The 18667-nt window shown below is 52.1% G+C and carries 13 protein-coding genes and 1 pseudogene; 10 read left to right on the forward strand and 4 right to left on the reverse strand.

The window, feature by feature from the left end; all coding sequences use genetic code 11:
- Nucleotides 1-332: 332 nt before the first annotated feature.
- On the reverse strand, nt 333-2120 hold the full coding sequence (locus EYC79_RS04735) for a DUF262 domain-containing protein (protein ID WP_130977290.1): 1788 nt from the start codon (nt 2118-2120) through the stop codon (nt 333-335).
- A 250-nt stretch (nt 2121-2370) separates the two neighbouring features.
- Between EYC79_RS04735 and EYC79_RS04740 the strand changes: the two genes are divergently transcribed.
- The 4 genes from EYC79_RS04740 to EYC79_RS04755 all read left to right on the forward strand — a co-directional run bounded on the left by EYC79_RS04740 (nt 2371) and on the right by EYC79_RS04755 (nt 6273).
- Complete coding sequence (locus EYC79_RS04740; RefSeq protein WP_245495187.1) at nt 2371-2967, forward strand: hypothetical protein; 597 nt, start codon at nt 2371-2373, stop codon at nt 2965-2967.
- 61 nt (nt 2968-3028) lie between these two features.
- Entirely contained in the window at nt 3029-4933 is a 1905-nt protein-coding gene (locus tag EYC79_RS04745; protein ID WP_130977291.1) for an AAA family ATPase, read from the forward strand.
- An 82-nt stretch (nt 4934-5015) separates the two neighbouring features.
- On the forward strand, nt 5016-5822 hold the full coding sequence (locus EYC79_RS04750) for a metallophosphoesterase (protein ID WP_130977292.1): 807 nt from the start codon (nt 5016-5018) through the stop codon (nt 5820-5822).
- Nucleotides 5823-5862: 40 nt separating this feature from the next.
- Complete coding sequence (locus EYC79_RS04755) at nt 5863-6273, forward strand: hypothetical protein (protein ID WP_130977293.1); 411 nt, start codon at nt 5863-5865, stop codon at nt 6271-6273.
- A gap of 458 nt (nt 6274-6731) precedes the next feature.
- Here the strand turns inward: EYC79_RS04755 and EYC79_RS04760 are convergent, their stop codons facing one another.
- Nucleotides 6732-7694 carry a restriction endonuclease gene (locus EYC79_RS04760; RefSeq protein WP_130977294.1) on the reverse strand — a complete coding sequence of 321 codons (963 nt, stop codon included), beginning with the start codon at nt 7692-7694 and terminating at the stop codon, nt 6732-6734.
- 489 nt (nt 7695-8183) lie between these two features.
- Here EYC79_RS04760 and EYC79_RS04765 point away from each other — a divergent pair, with 489 nt between their 5' ends.
- The 5 genes and pseudogenes from EYC79_RS04765 to EYC79_RS04785 all read left to right on the forward strand — a co-directional run.
- Nucleotides 8184-10838 carry an SMEK domain-containing protein gene (locus EYC79_RS04765; protein WP_130977295.1) on the forward strand — a complete coding sequence of 885 codons (2655 nt, stop codon included), beginning with the start codon at nt 8184-8186 and terminating at the stop codon, nt 10836-10838.
- Nucleotides 10835-11200, forward strand: a complete 366-nt coding sequence (locus EYC79_RS04770; RefSeq protein ID WP_130977296.1) for a hypothetical protein — start codon at nt 10835-10837, stop codon at nt 11198-11200. The genes EYC79_RS04765 and EYC79_RS04770 overlap by 4 nt, the downstream gene beginning before the upstream one ends.
- The gene (locus EYC79_RS04775) at nt 11190-11585 is read left to right on the forward strand and encodes a hypothetical protein (RefSeq protein ID WP_130977297.1); all 396 of its coding nucleotides are present in this window, start codon (nt 11190-11192) and stop codon (nt 11583-11585) included. Before EYC79_RS04770 ends, EYC79_RS04775 begins: the two co-directional genes overlap by 11 nt.
- Before the next feature lie 5 nt (nt 11586-11590).
- Entirely contained in the window at nt 11591-12625 is a 1035-nt protein-coding gene (locus tag EYC79_RS04780) for a radical SAM/SPASM domain-containing protein (protein WP_130977298.1), read from the forward strand.
- Nucleotides 12626-12907: 282 nt separating this feature from the next.
- Nucleotides 12908-13771, forward strand: a pseudogene (locus EYC79_RS04785) (IS3 family transposase); the annotation flags it as partial.
- Nucleotides 13772-13822: 51 nt separating this feature from the next.
- Here EYC79_RS04785 and EYC79_RS04790 read toward each other — a convergent pair.
- Entirely contained in the window at nt 13823-15247 is a 1425-nt protein-coding gene (locus EYC79_RS04790; RefSeq protein WP_205654307.1) for a DUF2235 domain-containing protein, read from the reverse strand.
- Between the two features lie 236 nt (nt 15248-15483).
- On the opposite strand from EYC79_RS04790, the gene EYC79_RS04795 reads away from it, so the two are divergent.
- A complete protein-coding gene (locus EYC79_RS04795) occupies nt 15484-17802 on the forward strand; it encodes a hypothetical protein (RefSeq protein WP_130977299.1) in 2319 nt (772 codons plus the stop codon).
- A 275-nt stretch (nt 17803-18077) separates the two neighbouring features.
- Here EYC79_RS04795 and EYC79_RS04800 read toward each other — a convergent pair whose 3' ends face one another.
- On the reverse strand, nt 18078-18602 hold the full coding sequence (locus tag EYC79_RS04800; RefSeq protein WP_130977300.1) for a type II toxin-antitoxin system VapC family toxin: 525 nt from the start codon (nt 18600-18602) through the stop codon (nt 18078-18080).
- Nucleotides 18603-18667: the final 65 nt, after the last annotated feature.

Raw genomic sequence — 18667 nt, forward strand, 5'->3', positions numbered from 1 at the left:
CAACAAAAGCAGCGGCTCGCTGCCCTCAGCCTCCTTCCCGGGACTGCCAGTGCACGCACGTTAACCCATCTGGCAGCAATTGAGCGGCAGCCTCAAGGGAAGCGTCATCACCACTGGACAGCCCAAGATAGTTGCCGCGCCCTGACGCGCCGCGTTCGGTGCACGACCATTGTATTTCGTCCCTTGAAAAACTGCCGCGCCTCTGTCCTCATCAACATGTTCAACGATTACGAACAACACATACGATGGGCCGAGTATTGTAAGATGATGCAGTGACGCGCATCGACATTCTGTAGGCTGCTGTTCAAGCTAAGATCGACAGCGTGACTCATTCAAGGAATCGGCCACTGTGTGACAGCAACAGCCGCGAGTTCCTTCGAACGCGCCTCCACCTGTGCAAACCGGAAGTGTGCCTGTTTCCCGAGCGCTTTGGTCAGCAAAATTGACGATTTCTGATAACTGCTTTTCTGCGCTTCAAAAGGGTTGTTGGACGCCATGATGTTCAGCGTTCCCGCAAAGAGCGTCAGATTGCCGATCCTTCCGACATTTCGGGTGTGTCGATGGACAGCCTTGTCACCCAGATATGCCAGCCACCCTTCCTGCTCTGGGCGGTTCCGACGGGCCTGAATCTTTTGAGGAATGATGTGTTCAACATGAACTTCGTCACTACCCAAGACGGCCAACTCCTGGTGCGTACCGTGCTTTGCGATTTCGAACTGCTCAAGGCAGTATCTGGCGCGTTCAATGATATTGGCCGGATATTGGGCCGAAGCAAAATCCTCCTGGAACTTATCGTCGCTCGGAGTGTAATCGCGATAGCTTTCAATAAGGTCCTGCAGCGGATTTTGAGGATCGATCTCGCAAAGGTGTGCGAACAGCGTTTCTGTTTCGTTTGCTCGTTCGCGGCATACATGCCTGCGAACTAAGAAGTTTTCCGTCAGCTTGAGGACTTTGATAAAAGTTGCGTCATCAATTCTTCCTACCCGGAGATGCATCAGGAACCCGTAGGCCTGTGTCGCCTTAATCATCCGGAGGTTTCTCAGGTGCCGATCAATCTTCTTGTGACCGGTTTCGCCAGAGATCAGCTCTCCAAAAGCCTTGCCCGCAATGACAAGATTTTCGAGAAACTCTTTGAATGTAATCTGGGTCGTTGCATTGGCATGCGCCTCCAGCTTTACCTCAGCCTCATCTGCGTCCCCGCTCTCATCCTCTTCGTTTTCTTCTTCCCAGTAGTAAAAGCCTCGATCAGGCAATATGTCCGCTTCGACAACTTCGCTCATGAAAAACCAACGGAAATCTTCGATGACCTTGGACTTGGTGACCCTGGCCTGGAGCTTTGAAATAAGGAAGTAGCGGAAGAAGGAATCGGTGTCCGTACCATCAAGATGGGACATAAGGGTGGACCAGCTCTTTTTCGCTGCTTCGAGCTGATCGTTACCAAATCGAGCCGCATTCCCGAGCATGAAATTCTTTATTATATCAGTAAGGCTGAGTTTCAGGCCTCGATTATTGATGGTCTCGAACAGCTTGAAAGCATCTTTAGCGTTCGAGACGTCAAGGCGAACGATGATCGCGTCGCTGATCAGCTTATAGGTAAATTTGGAGATGTCCTCAGGAGCCTGACCGCTGACCCACTCTCGCGCGCTCTCAAAAACCTTCCTTAGATTGTCATTCAAAAACGACTGGCCTTGACCCGAAGGCTTTTCCAGGTGCGCCTTGAACTCCCCCGCATCCATGGTGTCGAGCTTGATTTTCGGCATCGCAGGACCGTCATAGGTTTTGCACATCAACAGGCGTGAGATTTCCTGCACACGGTCTATGTTCCCCTCTGCCTCAAAGCGTTCGCGGAGGCATTCGAGAAGTATGCTAATTGTCGTCAGTCTCTGCTGACCATCCACCAATTCGAGTGTATTCAATCCGCCACTGTGCGCTCCGGTCAAGCAGACGATGCTTCCCAGCAGATGGCCCTCATTGGTCTCAATCATTCCGAGGTCATCGATGAGCTGGTAGAGCTGCTCGGGCCTCCAGGAATATCGACGCTGATATGAAGGTATTAAAAATTGCTCGTTCTGAGTGCCCAAAAGGTTGGAAATGCTCAGCGCGTGGGGTTGAATTTTCATTAGATCGTGGCCCGGTTATAAGTGACGTCCTATCCTATGGTTGTAGCGATGAAGATCACGTTATCGAGACGCAACCATTCGTGACAGGAGCCGTGTCGCCTCATCCAAAAAAGACCATTGACACGCTGTATATTGTTCCCTATTCGTTCTTCCTATGAAAAACGCGACCCTACACATCATACGAATATCCCGCTGATCCGCCGCCTCGTGAGAGGCTGTCGTCAATTGCGTGCATATTCGAGTTGTGTAGATGAGTATTCAGTCGTTGCCTTCTGGCAAGACGTCCCGCACGTCGCAAGCCATTTTTTCCCAGCCTAAATTCAACCGTTGCGTAGGCCGTTTCGTCGCCAGGGACCAACTGGCGCGTGATGTGGCGTGTCTGTTGGAATTCGAAGACGAGATTTCGAGCTGGAACTGCCGGTCACTACAGCTGCGCCAGGGGTTTGATACCTATTCGCCCGATTTCGTCGCCGAACGTCCATCTGATATCCTGGTGATTGATGTCGTTGGCCAGCAACACCCGCCCCCATGGGTTGCCGAGGCGGTTGCTCGGGAAGGGTTCACCTATCGGACAATGTCGCGCGGAGATATTGACCCCATTCGTCTGAAGAATTGCAAGGACCTGCTTCAATGCTCGGGTTGTGAAGTGAGTTTGGGCGACCGGGTGCGATTGCTGTCCGTTCTCGATGAACAATCGTCCCTGACCCTAGCTGAGAGCCTCACCGTATTCCAGGAAACCCAGCCGATACACGGCCTGGCAAATATGGTCGTAACGCGTCTTATCGAGATCGATCTAGACACCGCGCTGATTGGGCCAGAGACCGTTGTTCGCCGCTATCGCGGCTAGACCCACCACCAAGACATTCGATGTTCGAAGTTCGTGGCTCAAGACCGCGAGGAGGATAACTGTGCGTAAAACAAAGTATTCACTGAAGATGCCACAAGATGCCGCGCTGTACTGCACACTCAGGCGTGCGCTCAGGAAGGCTCCGGACTTTATCAGAGGCGCTGACAGCGTAGTCCTGCTGAATGTTCCGTCAGACCGATCTGGCGAGGATTACGATCCATGCGCCGAAAATCTCTTGCTTCGATTCTCTGCGGATCGGGATGACATCGCCTACATGATGATCGCGGCTACCGATAAGCCAAGGACCATTCTCACGAGGATGGATGGGGACTTCAGCCGAAAGCGCCGACTTCTCATTTTCAGGGAACAGGGTGCTGAGGTTCCCTTTCAAGTCTCCTTGAAAGTTGACGTTGAAGTCGACCTCCCACCGATCTCGACAATGGACTTTCGGATCGGATGCCGGATTGCCTATCAGATCGACGTCAGTCCCTCTGAGGCAGAAACGGCAATGTCTTATCCGCTGCCCCATGTTTGGGCAGCACTGCGACGAGGTCGTCCAATCGGGAACGCGTTGGCGCGTCTCGCCGAGGCTACTGCCCTTAATGCCAAACCGTCGAAAACCAAGAGCGAAAGCCTGCCGCCTTTACAGGACATGTTTGGCTATGGCCAAGCAAAGGACTGGGGCCTTGAGCTGGCCCAAGACTTGATCGACTGGCAGCGCGGCAAGATCGATTGGTCCGAAGTTGATACCGGGATCGTTCTGTCAGGACCGCCTGGGGTTGGGAAGACGCAGTTTGCCGCCGCCCTGGCCCGGGAGTGCAATGTACCTATCATTGCGACGTCTTTGGCGAGATGGCAAGCAAGGGGACATCTTGGTGACCTCCTGAAAGCGATGAGAGGTGACTTCGAAAAAGCGAAGGAAACTGCGCCTTGTATTCTATTCTGCGACGAGTTGGACAGCTTCGGCGACCGTAACTCCTTCTCGGCAGATAACAGAGACTACAGCACGCAGGTGGTGAACGGGTTTCTCGAACACCTGGACGGGCTCGACGGGCGTGAAGGCGTGGTCGTGATCGGCGCAACCAACGCTCTCGGTCGTGTCGATCCTGCCATTTTGCGGCCCGGGCGATTGAACAGACATGTTGCTATTCCCCTCCCGACTGCGTCAGACAGGATCGCCATCCTTCAGCAACAACTCGGACAGCCTCTGCCGAGAAAGCATCATCCAAAGTTGATGGCAGCCACCAACGGGTTTTCCGGAGCTGATCTCGCCAAGGTGGCCCGAGATGCAAAGCGTATTGCCCGACGGGCCAAACGGGATGTCACCATGGCTGACATTTCGAAATCGTTGCCAGAAATGGTGCCAATTACAGGCAAGTTGCGGCGGGCGCTCGCGGTTCATGAGGCGGGCCATACCGTCGCGGTCCTCGCGCTTGATCATGGCACGTTCTACGGGGCCATGATCATCGATCATACACGCAACGACAGTGAGACGGTTCCGGGTGGTGGTGCATACTTCGAGGTACCCAACGTCGAATACCGCACCGTCCAAACCTACAGGGATCGAATTGCCGTGCTGCTCGCGGGAATTGCCGCCGAGGAGGTGCTGCTTGGGGCGGTCAGTGATGGAGCGGGCGGAGGCCCGAACTCTGATCTGGCCCAAGCCACCCGGATCGCCACGATGTTACAGAGCGGTATGGGCATGGGTAATCGCCTCCGGCATAGCCTGGCGAAGAACGACCGGGACCTTGAGACCCTTAGACTTCACGACCCTGGTGTCGCCGTCTGGGTGGATGATGTGCTCCGGGCCGAATTCGAGCGGGCGACGCAGATTATCCGTAGTCACTTGAAACTTGTTGAAGCTATTGCCGATGAGCTGGAGTCGAAGGGGAAAGTTTCCGCTGATCAGGTCGCAAAGATGGCCGCTGAGCTCGACGCACTGCCACGCATAGCGACCTCGGCCTGAGGTCTCGCACTTCTTGCTTGCGGCCATTGATGCGTCTGCATCCCGCTCGCCCATTTCCCTCACATCCTTGAAGGTTACAGCCATGAAAGCATGGATCATCAGTGACATGCACGTTACGCACGCCGATATGACTGCCGAAATTGACATCCCTCAAGCCGATATCTGCGTCTGCGCAGGCGACATTTCTGGTTTCCTCGCATTCGGCATCGAATTTCTGAAACGGCGGATCGCTCCAACGATTCCGGTCGTCGTTGTTCTTGGGAACCACGACTATTATGGGAACACCATCGACGGTGCTCTGTCGGCAGCGCGCGAATCCACGAGCGAATGCAACATCCATGTACTGGAAAACGAAACGCTCGAAATCGGTCATGTCAGGATCATCGGCGCGACGCTCTGGACTGACTATCAGGTCCCGTGGGGCCTCAACGATGAGTTGCCGCTTCCTGATCGTGCCGAGGCCGCCGTGTACTTCTGCCGAAGAAGCATGCTCGATTTCCGCGAAATCTATGGCTCGCCTCCGTTTCGTGAAGGAATGCCTCGGCTCATCACAAGCCGCGAGATCATCGCCAGGCATTTAGAGAGCAGGACATTTATCTCTGGTGAAATGACAAAGTCCTGGACCGAAAAGACCGTGGTTCTAACGCATCATGCGCCGTCTCCACGATCATTGCTGAAACAATACCAGGGTGACGCCACCAACGCTGCTTTCGCCAGCGATCTCGCTGATGTAATCCAGAACGGGCGACCTGATATCTGGATTCATGGCCACATTCATCAGTTCCAAGACTACGTCGAAGGGCACACGCGGGTGATCTGCAACCCGCTCGGCTATCGGCATGAACGTGGCAAAAACGGGTATCGTCATGGTTTCGTGATCGAGCTTTGAACCCGAACGGATGTGATTGTGCCCAAAGGATTGACTCGAAATGTCCAGTAAGCTGGTTCTAAAGCCACTTTGGAGCAACGGCTCCCGCACATACGCCATTAGCTTCGAAAACACGTCTGCGGAAGACAGGCGGAAGGTTGAGCGGCTTGCCGATGAAGCTGGCTACTTACGTGACAATGAAACATGGACCCCTCCCAAGGCGGCACGAAACGTCTACGAGTTTTTCCGTATTATGGGCGAAGCCGGTTTCGGTATGACGTATGATAATGCCGACTGCGGTTCGTTCGATCTTCAACGGTTGCACCTTTCAGACGATGCTCGAAGGGCTTTGGGATTGGTTGAGGACTTCGAATTGTACCACCTTTCAGGTTGGGCACCGGTGCAAGCGGAGGGGACGTTAGACGGCCATTATTTCTATTTTCGCGCGGTGAATCCATCGTTCAATAAATAATGATACTGAAGCGTCGACCTGCGAATTTTATGCGCTTCTCAGGTCCTGATAGCCTGATCTTCGCTGTCTCAAATGGTGTCGGGTCGATAGCCAAAGTGTCCAGTATGTCGGCCCGCAGAAAGTAAGAGTTCGCGACCGACATTTCCTCGTTCGGCGTAAACGGGCCCCATCCCAAATTGGTAAATTCTGCTCTGCAAGCAAGGGGGCAACATCGCAGCGAATCTTGTTCCTTAACGATGGGTGCGTTCGCTGGTACTCGCTTATAGGGCAGGGGGTCGCCACCTTGGCTCAATACGGGCTGGAAGACCGTCGTTTCCAGGAGAGTATAGATCAGCAGAAGCTTCTGAGACGTCGGACTTGGATCGTAATAGCAGTGGAAATGCTCCAAGCGGTAGCAACATACTTCGCGCCAACATGAGGGAACGGCTGCCAGGGATCGGAGGCAACGCCTGAACTCGCTAAGACCCAACCGTACCGGGTTTGGAGAAATCCAACGTTAGCTCTGCAAATCTTTCCTCAAGGACGCGCACCAAATCTTTCCCGGAGTTAACCTTCTTGACGTCGTCCAACGAGACGACCAAAAGAGCTGATCCACTCCTGACAAACTTTGTATGTATTTCCCGCTCGGCTTCCCGGTATTTTGCCCGACCTGTGATGCCGGTCTTACTGAACAAAATCCCCGTTCTACAATTCGTGTTTTCCATCTTGCCGAAGACATCTCTCACTACACTGGACGTGACCGGCTTGTGCCAATTCTTGCATTCCACAAGGATGTATCGATCAGTGCCAAAAATCGGGATCGAGCTTTCCGAAGGATCGTATTTCGCTACGATGTCGATCTCGCTGCTGCGGGTTCTCAAATTGGTGTACTCAACAGTGACTGCGGGAATGTCATCGATGACGAACTGTGCGAGTTCCTCCATCGCGTCTCCTTTTTCCTTCGTCGTCTTCGCAGATTCAACTGCTTTGATTAGCGTTTGCAGACACTCCCTCTTGAATATCAGTGGCGGAGGCTGCTCCGCGCGGCTCACGATTTGAAAAATCTCCTGGGACTGCTCAAGCGTGAGTTCAGCCAGTCCGTAAAACGTAAATCGTTGGCCTTTCGATATTGCAATGACGTCATGCCCAAGGGCGATGATCTTCTGGCCATTCGTTTCAAGGGAAGTCTCAAACTCCCAATGGTACGACCGCCGGTTGCCAAGCGTGAGGAACTGTAAAGCGATCCAAGGGTCGGCGTCTTCGTTTAATGAAAACCAGTAGTCGATGATGAAACCATCAGTGTCTTCAAGAACCTCTGAGCTGTCGTATCCCAAGACATTCGCAAATTCCTTTGCGATGGTCGGTTTATCCCCAATCGCATCGTTCACATAAGAAGGACGAAAACTGCGAAGAAATTGATACAGAGCGTTTGCATCAGACATAATTATAGCTCGCCTCGAACGGGATGCGCCCTAAGTGGTGCGTGGTCACTTCCGTCGTACAGGTCGGCAATTGTTTTCACGTTAAAATTGCCTCACTTCATGATGCAGTCTGCTTGGCACCGGCACGCCCGCGACTCCTATGGAGGTATGAACCTATATTGGGAGGCATTCTGACGTCACAGCTAGGCAACCAACGAGCCTGCTTGCAGCGTGCACCATTCCGTTAACGGTCTTTGGTTGGCGCATCCGCGAGCACTACAACGAGATCGACCTTGATGAAAATTACGCGACCTTCGCGGTTGTCTATCAAGAACGATAATGGCTAAGTGGACTAATTTGGGGCCATCGATTTCTCAGGATATTGGTGGAAAGGCCGATGTCGTGCTTTCACCGTTCATCATCGCAAAAGTTGTAGAAACAAATTCTTGGAGGATTGGCGACTGCTTCCAACTCCAGTAGCATGTGATAGTTAACTCGGACGCTCCCAACATGAATAGCCAGGAATATCTCGACCAGATAAAGCGATATTTTACCCATCTGGTTGTGGACATCAAATGTAATAATGCCTGCGATCATTTTGACATCAATAAGATCGCCGAAAATTTCTTCATCCCGATCCTTTCGATCATTTTCGATTGTCCTGACTTGAAGAATCAAAACCTGATCAAAGCGAACTTTCCTTCGGTCGACTTGGGAAGCATCGTCAGAAAGCTGTCGTTCCAGATAACGTCGGATGGAAGCAGCTCGAAAATAATCCATACGCTTGAGAAATTTCGTGAGCATAAGCTTGAGGCGTTATTCGACGAGCTGTACATCCTGGTCATCACCGAAAAGCAGGGGTCATATTCTTCCAAAGCTCTATTGGAAGAAATTGAAAAGCACCGGATTACGTTTGATGTAAATGCTCACGTCATCGACTACACTGACCTGATGGCGAAGATCGCGAGCGCTTCCGTCGGGACGTTGAGATCATTGCATGAGGCGCTGACTGCAGAATTCGAGCGGTACAGTGATTACAATCGCTTCCAGAACGACCTTGAAGGCTTCCTTCATTTCAGCAACTCGAAGATCGAGATTGAGAAAAAAACAAAAAAATATATTCCATCGATATATGTTGAACCAACAAAATCCAAGGAAACGACCCGGATTTTTGGTCACCCTACTTTCTTTGGACGGAAAATAGAAGATGAGCTTCGCAAGGTCGATTATTCGTATCTGAACAAGCAGCTGGTGAAAATTGATCTCCCGCCGCTGACTTCCGCCATCGTCCCCCTGGCCGACAATGACTTTCCTCGTTCGATTGAAGACGTTGGTAAGCATCTAGAGGACCGGAAGGCGCTTATCGACTTGGAAATCGAGCGCGTCAATCCTTTCGGGCACTCACCGAAGAATCGCAAATCCAGACCGGTTGTTGCGCCCGAAAAGAAAGCGATGCAGTACCTTTTGAAGCTCAAGACCGAGGGGATGGCGAGCCATGCAGAGTGGACCTACATCGAGGCACTTCGCCTGATAAAGCAGGCTGAATCCAAGATTCTCCTAATCACGAGCGTAGCTGGACAGGGTAAGACCAATTTCATCTGCGATCTTGTCGAAAACCAGTTCGCGAAGTTCGAAATCCCGACGGTTTTCATTCCAGCGCGAGAATTGAACAAGTATCCCCATCCCAATCGAATTTTCTCTTTCATTTCGCAGAACAGATACTTGCCAAAGTGCGACAACGTCTACGACGTCCTGGACCTGTTCAACCGGGTCTCGAAGGGTATCAATAAGCCGTTTATCATCGCGATTGACGGAATCAATGAGGTAAAGGAACTCGATAGTTTCCTGTCAGAGCTTTCCGATTTCCTCAACGCTACCTGTCAGTTCGAATTCATCAAAACGATCATCACCTGTCGAACAGAGTTTTTTGACAGCAAGTTTTCATCTCTTTTGAGCGAGCCATTTTCTGATTCCATTCTGCGGATTGAAGACCTGAAGGCGGAGATGTCGGACGATAGCCTTCGCAGGATGCTTCGCTCCTACTTAAAGCACTTTCAGATAAAGGTTGAGCTTTCCAGTCATGCAGAAAGCTTTCTGAAAAGCGACCTACTCATGATGAGGATTTTCTGCGATCTGAATGAAGGGAAAGACAAAGGCCATATCTCGGATATCTACAAAATTCAGCTGTACCAGGATTACCTTCTTCGCAAGGCAGAGAGCTTTCCGAAGCATTTGAAGAAGGAACTTCTACCGTCGCTGTATCGGATCGCACAGCAAATGCTTTCCGATAATTGCTTCTACAATATAAACATTGGCGGTTACACGGCCGAGCAACAAGAGATCGTAGAGCGCCTTGTCTCGGAGGATATCATCCTGAGGCGAGAGCCGTCAGAAAAGACCTTGGAAACGATGCTCGATGAGACGATTTCCTTCACCTATGACGAACTTCGAGACTTTATAATTGCCACGTATCTCGCGAAAGATTTGGCGAAAACCGACTTCTCAGCATTTTGCAGTGTCTTTGCTAACTTAGAGCCGCTTCCAATCTACGAAGGCGTTTTTAAGTACGTCTATCTGATTGCGCGACAGTCGGACGACGCTCTAATTCTGAGACAATGCGAGGATGCCAAAAAGTTTGATTCCCATTATTCTTACGCAATAGCGACTTTGCCTCACGAATTTCAGACTGAAGACGATGTCAAACGTGTAATCGAGTATCTTGATGTCAGCGGTGACAAGGAGGTTGTCGCGAGCCTTGCGGTCTTCCTTTTTAACAGTGGCAGGTCCGACCGCCTGCTAAATAGACGTCTGCTTGTCGAGCACATCAATTCACTTGACGATCCAGATGCAGAGAACTTGCTGCTCACTATGTTCAGAACTCGGGCGTCTGTTAGAAGTTGGGAAGGTGACCCGATCAAAGACTTTCTAAACGCCTGGTTGGAATACCCGACACCTACAGACGGCGAGGACCCTTATTTGATCTTTGTTATACAGCTCGCGTTCTTAGCCGATCACGGTCTGCGGTTTGAAATTAAATCCGAACTGGAACAGATCAAGGGGCGGGGTAAAAACGCGGGTTGCTTCGCGTTTGTCGAGAACGCTCGTTCGTCGAATATTTCAACTTTTGCAAAATCAATCGATGCGTTTGTGGGAGTGTCCAAGTGAAGGAAGCGAAATTATTTCTGCCATTTCCCACGCCGCCATCGCTATCGGAGTTTCTTGATATTCTTTCAGTGAAGCCGGGCGGCCTTGCCGCGCAGCTTACCAAGAATGTTTATGATGCGTTTTTTGTGGGATCGCTCGATCTCAAAGAAGGATATCGTCGATACTACTGCGTAGAGTACCCCACTCTTCGTTGCTACCTTGCTATGGTCCACGGTGAGCGCTTTGAGGAAGCCGACTTGGACCAAACTCACATATTTCGTATCACCGACCTTCCGCAAATGGTCGATGATTTTCAAGGCGGAACCTATCTCGACACGGTACTGGAAGTCTTGGAAAAGTGGAGAGCCGGACGTGAAAATTAAAATGGACTTCGTGTCAAACAGTTCATCGACTTCATTCATCTACATTTCCGACCAGGAATTTACCAAGGAAAATTTCCTTGAAGCTATCGGCGCTTCAAATGAGGGGCCGTTGAGCGAACTTTTCGTGTCCATGTTTGAGGAGCTGAACAGTTCGATTGAGCGCGGTGAGCGAATTGAAGACATTGCTCAGGCTTCTTCAAGCCGTGATTTCGATCTAACCCCAGAGGTCCTGGAACGTGTCGCAATTGCTCTTAAGGACGGCAAACCCGTTATTCGTGGCGGCTTAAGCAGTGACGGCGCATTGGCTGAGTCGATCCTTTGCATGGAGATGTTCGAGATCGACACGGACAAGATGTTCATCAACGCTTACCCCAGCTACTGGTGATTTCCATGCTTCGGATGAACCGTTACCAGAACGAAGGTTACTCAACGTTTTTCAACGCGAAGACCGGTTTCTTTGCTCGCGTCGAAGACAAGGGCAAGCCTGAGCCCTTCTGGTCGCCGCATGGTCCAGAACTCATGGACATATCGATCACAAATTGGTGCGATAAAGGCTGCGCTTTCTGTTACAAGAGTTCCACAAAGTCTGGGCATCACATGAAGCTCAATGATTATAAGAGCGTGATCGATGCCGCTGCTCAAATGGGGACTTTTCAAGTCGCGCTTGGCGGTGGCAATCCCAACCAGCATCCTGATTTTATAGAAATACTCCGGTACACCCGCGAGCGCGGAATCGTGCCAAATTATACTACCAATGGCAGAGGGCTGACCGACGATATTTTGGAAGCGACCAAATCGTTCTGTGGCGCGGTCGCCGTCTCAGCGTATCCGCCTTACGACGAGACGACGTTCACGATCCGGCTTCTGGCCGCCTTCGGAATAAAGACAAACATTCACTACATCCTGGATGCAAGTAGTGTCGATACCGCTATCCAGTGGATGACAGAGCCGCCCGACTTCCTGAAAGGCATCAACGCTCTCGTGTTTCTGAACTACAAGCCATCCGGCCGGAAGGTGTTCGAGGCTAAGTTGCTTCGAAACAGCGAACGCCTCGATGAGTTTTTCCAACTGGCGACCTCGAAGGAATGCAAGCTCAAGATTGGATTCGACGCTTGCTGCGTGAGTGGGGTATTTGCCCGCACTAAAACAAGCTCGACAGTTGTCGATGCATGCGATGCCGGAAGGTTCTCGCTCTATGTGTCGGAGGACATGCAAGTTCACCCATGCTCGTTCCAAAGCGGACTTGCAGCTGGCGATAAAATAACGGCTGAAAACACCTTAGCGGACATCTGGAAAAATTCGCCGAATATGAAATCCTTTCGGGACTATTTCAGCTCGAACCGTTGTGCTGGTTGTGGGCATCAATCCTCCTGCATGAACGGCTGTCCGATTTTTGAAGACTTGGTGGTCTGCGGAAATCGGTGACGAGGTGCGAATGGTTGTCGACTGCATAGGCAGCATCACCAAGGGCGTCTCTAAGTACGCGATACAGCCGTTGGTTTGGAGTTAATGAATGCCCGTGTCCAAGCTTCAGAAAGAAATTGTACTGAAGGCACTAGCTCCGGTCTATCAGACCGTCGGTGACGACGGCATGTGACCTTGCCCCGTTGAACTAATCCATTTTGAAGTAGGCTCTGGCCCATTGAAAGGACCAGGGAATGAAGCGCAACCGTTTTACAGACGAACAGATCATCGGCATTCTGAAGGAGCATGAGGCGGGCGGGCATCGGCTTTTGCCGGATGACGATCCGTTACGAAACCAGGCGCAGCGATGACCATGACCTTCGCGAGCGGATGAAGGCGCTGGCGCATGAACGCCGCCGCTTTGGATATCGACGCCTTCATGTGCTGCTCAGGCGTGAGGGTCACCTTGTGAACCACAAGCGGCTCTTCCGGCTCTATCGGGAAGAGAAGCTGACGGTGCGCAAGCGCGGCGGTCGGAAACGAGCGATAGGCACACGAGCACCGATGCTGATCCCGCTTGCCGCCAATGATCGCTGGTCACTGGACTTCGTGTCGGATCAGCTCACCGATGGTCGCAGGTTCCGGGTGCTTACGGTAGTCGACGATTGCACCAGGGAGTGTCTGGGCCTTGTCGCCGATACATCCCTTTCCGGCCTGCGGGTTGCCCGTGAGCTGGACCGGATCATCGAGCGACGAGGCAAACCGAAGATGATCGTCAGCGACAATGGTAGCGAGTTCACCAGTAACACAATCCTGCAATGGACGGATCGGACCAAGGTGGAATGGCACTACATCGCACCGGGCAAACCGATCCAGAACGCCTTCATCGAAAGCTTTAATGGGCGGCTGCGAGACGAGTTCCTGAATGAGACTCTCTTCTCGTCGCTGGCTCATGCTCGATCAGCGCTTTCAAACTGGCGCTACGATTACAACGATCACCGCCCACACTCTGGCCTCGGCTGGCTGACACCCGCCGAGTTCGCTTAGACAATAAACCCGCGACGCGATGCGGTGCTGCGCAGCCGAAATGGCTCCGCACCGCACCCCGCCGCTACCGCCCCAAATACAGCAACCCAAAACCGCTGGAGCGAACTCAAAACTGGATAAAACTTGGGGGCAAGGTCACAACTAATTGGCCAGCTTGCAATAATTCGCTGTCTACAATTTCGCAATGGGTGCATTGGCATCTGGTTTAGCTTGCACCTCTCCTAAGTAGAACGGCTTGACCGCGTGGTGGTTACGCAGCCCCTCCGGCCGGTAAGGCTTTGTCTCATCATAATGGATGACGCTCGGCAACTTAAACCTCTCTACCACGCTCGGATGGATCGGTGCATTCGGCGGAATTGGCCGAACGCATGACTTCCATGGAAGCCACCCGGACTTGATCTCGTCATGCTGGATGCCCGCACTAGATGGGTGGAGGTGGAGCCATGTTTGATCGAACGTTATCGGATTTGGCACATTCGTGGCCCTATCCACCATCCAGGCCAAGGCAATGTCCGAAAGCCGGGACTCCGTTTCGAGATAGCTTCCGCCGATATCGGAGTGTACGCCAGCGAACCAGACCTGCTCAAACCATGCATCCGCCTTTCCAGCCACATCAGTAGACTGGGGTGTCCAAGCTACACGCTCAAACTTTGCCCGGTTCTCATCTATTGAAAGGGCATGTTTAGCGAAGGCGACTCTGGGATTGAGGAAGGTATCATAAAATTTCATCCGCCAGCCGGTCAGATGGATGGTTCTCCACCAAGGATCACTGAGCCCGGTTGCCCATTTCAAGTGCGTTGCTGCATACCAGGCAACACCAGCAGCCGCACTGAATGCAAGCACAGAGAACAACCACGTGAAAGGGTTAATTGGCCAAGGCATCAACGCCCAAACTAACGCTCCGAGCCCAAGTACGACTATCGCCGCCACAATGATGATTATTGCTTGCTGGATCGCGTTGACACCCAATGCGCCGACGGTGTCCCAAACGCCTATGAAATACGGTACGACATTAGCCTGACCCGTCGCATCTGTGGAGTTATATTTGCTGCGGAATTTTCCCGCTAGCTCTCTACGCTGGGCGTCTAACCGGTTGTCGCGGCGTCCGGCTCCGTGTTGGTACACGTTTTTGATTGCTTCTTTAGCAACTTGGCGGGCCGTCTTCGGGTCGCGGTAGAACGGTGTTTCCCCATCTTCCATCGTCGCTGGGACACCACATAGGCCTAGCACGCCTCCTACGCATCGAGCAGTGTAAGCACCACGGCTAAATCCGAATAGGAATACCCTGTCGCCCGGCTCCCACGACTGAAGAATGAATGTATAGCAATCGACAATGTTCTTCGTAATTCCGAGGCCAGTCGCTTGAGAGAGAACGTTGTAGATTCTTCGCAGAGGGCCGATTTTGATGTCATCGGCATCTGACGCCGATCCAAGGCCCGCGTCGTAAAATGCGACTTGTTGATCTGGGTTGATCGCAGAGTCTGGCCCACATCTTGTCGCTCGAAACAATTTGTAAACGTTGCTGCGTCGCTCATCGGGCAACAGGCCACCTGCTTGTCCGGTACCGTCAGAGAATATGAGGATATTCTTGGGCATCGTCAGTGACCTTCTCCTGATTGAAGTCAGCCACAAGTATTACCAGAAAAGTTTTTCTAAACGAAATCTCAACCTGAAGTTATCCAGAAGAACTTCGGATATGCCAAAGTCTGCAAAGCACGCCGGTGAACGCGTTCACCGGGTCAACCTCGCGTTCATGTCGTTTAGATTTGATTAAGCTCGTTCCCTTAGCAAGCCGCCCCCGGGCTGGGCTATCATCTGGAACGGTAACCTGAATGAGCATAGATCAATCAGCTGTCGTCTTTCGGCGAAAGATCGCAAGCTTCTGCGAGATGAAGCTAGCACCCCTCACAAACTCAGAGCAACTTCAGGCTTTGTCAGAATATATGATTGGCCTGGTTGACGACAAAGTGCCTCCTCCAATGTTCGGCAGGCATGTCGACTGGAGCGAAGTATCAGTAATCTGCGGACTCGGCCGTACCTCAGAAAAGCTGCGGCGCGTTGCACAGTACGGGTTTGATGCAATCGTCCGTTGGCTCGATCAATCCAGGCCTCAAATCGCCAAACGCACGATCATCAGCAATAAACGGAAGCCACAAAACGGTGCGGTGAGGGCCGGAGTACGAAAGGTTGATCGAAAAGCAGTTGATCCAAATAGGAAATCGCGCCCTGGGCCGAAACCTAAACCCATCGAGGAGTTTCCCGAACCGCTTTTCGAGAGTTACGAAGAGCCCGTTTCCTTCCAAGCCGCGCTCCAGTTTCACATCGACCGTTTTGGTGAGACCTACTACCATCTCCATCGAGCGATATTCCGAGAGGGCGATGCCCTTGAGGCAGGCACCTTGTTGAGCTGGCTGAAAGGGACGAAAGTGCCGCGCAGCGTGTCCAGCCTGGAAATTCTCAATCGGATCGAACGTCGATACCGCCTGCCGCAAAATTATTTCAAAGAAAAGCTTCCCCACCAGTCTCGTGCCGGGGTCGGATATGATGTCGGTAACGATATTTCTCCTGCGGAGCGTCGGCGTTTGGCTTGGCATCTGCCGGATGACTTCAACTCATTGCCAGAAGAAAAGCGTGCGGAAATACTAGAATGGGTAAGGCGAGTTATTCTAACCGGTGCGACTGACTATCGTCGTTATCAGGCACTCGCGACGCGACAACGATATGCGATCCGATTTCCTGGCGTGACCTATGGCGGCTCTCACAAACCGATGACATCAGCCGGTAAGGTAGTCAAAGAATCCAAGGACGAACTGGAAGACCCTGATATGCTTTCCGGGGTGATCGACGCGCCGACGCATCTAGCGTATGAAATGGCTAATCTGATGTCCTTCAAAACCGCGACCCTGACTGCTGTCGGATTCAAACGAAACGGTGTGTGGGGTGAAGAAACGGCATCCCAGAAACTTGAGCACTTGGGTCTCATGTTTGGCGCACTCGCTGCTTCACCCGAGGGCGAAGTCGCTGAACGGGGGGTACCGTTAAATGCTTTGACGTTTGGTCTACTTGTTTTCCCTGGCATTTGGGATTGGTATTTACAATGGCGCGAGAGACGACGGGGGTTTTACACTGCTTGGGAGGCTGACATGCTCAGCATTGCCCTGTCGCTTACCCGCGAAGAAACTGGATGGATCAGGCAGCATCCTGAACTTATCGAGCGTGTGGTGCCGGTGACTGGCCTGGTTACGAAAGAGGAGATTGCCTTCGCACGACGTGATTGGCATGCCTGCTGCGACGCTTTTCATTCTCATGCAAGGAACCGCATCAGGGAAATTCAGCGAGTGATGCGAGTCCACAGGGACCCGTTCGAGCCAATCATGTGTGTGCTGGAGGCACCAAGCCCTCTTGCTGAGTATCGGAAGATTACGGATGAGATACTTCTTCGAATGCCGGATAAGGATCGTTACCCGAGAGCGGCCGCAGAATCCGTTCGATCATTTCTGATGTTGCGCCTCGGGCTGCATCTGGGTCTCCGACAGAAGAACCTTCGGCAACTGATGTTCTGCCCACGGGGACACTTCCCGACTTCGGAACGTCGACTGGAAGAAATGCGGCGCGGAGAAATTCGCTGGAACGACCGAGAGAACGGGTGGGAGGTCTTGATCCCGTCTGTAGCGTTTAAGAATGCAAATTCCTCTTTCTTCGGATCGAAGCCGTTCAGGCTGATCCTGCCAGACTTGCTCGATCTTTATCACTACATCAACGCATACATCGAACGTCATCGGAAGGTTTTGCTCGGGCAGGCCACTGATCCTGGCACTTTCTTCATAAAAACGGTCAAACTTTCGAGTGCTGATGCCGCCTACAATCAAACGACGTTCTATGAAGCCTGGCGTCTCATCATACAACGTTACGGCATCTATAACCCATACACCGGACGTGGGGCGATTAAGGGCCTCTTGCCTCACGGCCCCCACAATGTTCGGGACGTATTGGCGACGCACATTTTAAAACTCACCGGGTCTTACGAGCAGGCAAGCTATGCTATCCAGGATACACCGGAGATGGTTCAGCAGCACTATGGACGCTTCCTTCCGCAGGACAAGGCAGCTCTTGCAGCGAAGATATTGAACCAAGTCTGGGAAGCGGCGTAAACCGGATGGAGGACCAGCGATTGTCGAGCGTTGCTGGTCCTTGGCTTTTCGGGTTTTATCGGCAGTAGTCATCGAATGTGTCTTCACCTTCCCAAGGGAGACCATGTGCGATTGTGAACTCTTTTTCTGCACCCGCGCGGGAAAAGAAACATCTGTGGTTCTCGTGTACGAAGCACCTACACGTAGAGCGACCGTGGCTTGAAACCTCGCACTAGCGTAATTTCTCCACCGGCTCAGAGCAGCTTGGTATGGATAAACTTCCTAGCTGCTCTATCTTATGGGAAAACTTTGGATCGCTCTACTAGAGCATAAGTTGAAGTTGACCGAGCATGCCACGTGTCGTCTTGGGGATTGTAAATGCCTGGAAGGGGGTAGTAGCTATTAATCAGCAGGAAGTCTTTGACATTAAAGGTTGCAATCGGCAATTGACTCACCAGCGCCGCTGCCGCAATATGGAGGTCCTGTCCCAAGCGAATTCTTTTGGCTCCTGGATGCGATACGAGGAGATTGCGAAGCCTGGGATCAGCAGCCAAATTCCCCCACACCTCGGCAACATCCTTTCCTGTCTCCAGGATCGGCATGCCGGTAGCGATAAGCCCTTGGTACCAAGTGGTCAGTCTAACGGCTTTGACGGGGTCACGAGAACAAAGCTGCATGATCCCCTGTTGAAACTCGACGATAGCAGCTGCTGGGATAACGAGGTTCGGCGCATCTTTTATAAACCGGAGGACGTGCGGGTTCGGTTTAACCCTGCTGGTTTCGCTCAAAACGCACGTATCGAGTAAGTATCCGGTCGTCATAGAAATGCCCGCTCAACTCAAATGCGAGCAACGTCCGAAATAATGGTTAACAGGCGATTAACGGG

Origin of the sequence: Agrobacterium cavarae, assembly GCF_004310285.1 — a bacterium.
GTDB classification, from domain to species: Bacteria; Pseudomonadota; Alphaproteobacteria; order Rhizobiales; family Rhizobiaceae; genus Agrobacterium; species Agrobacterium cavarae.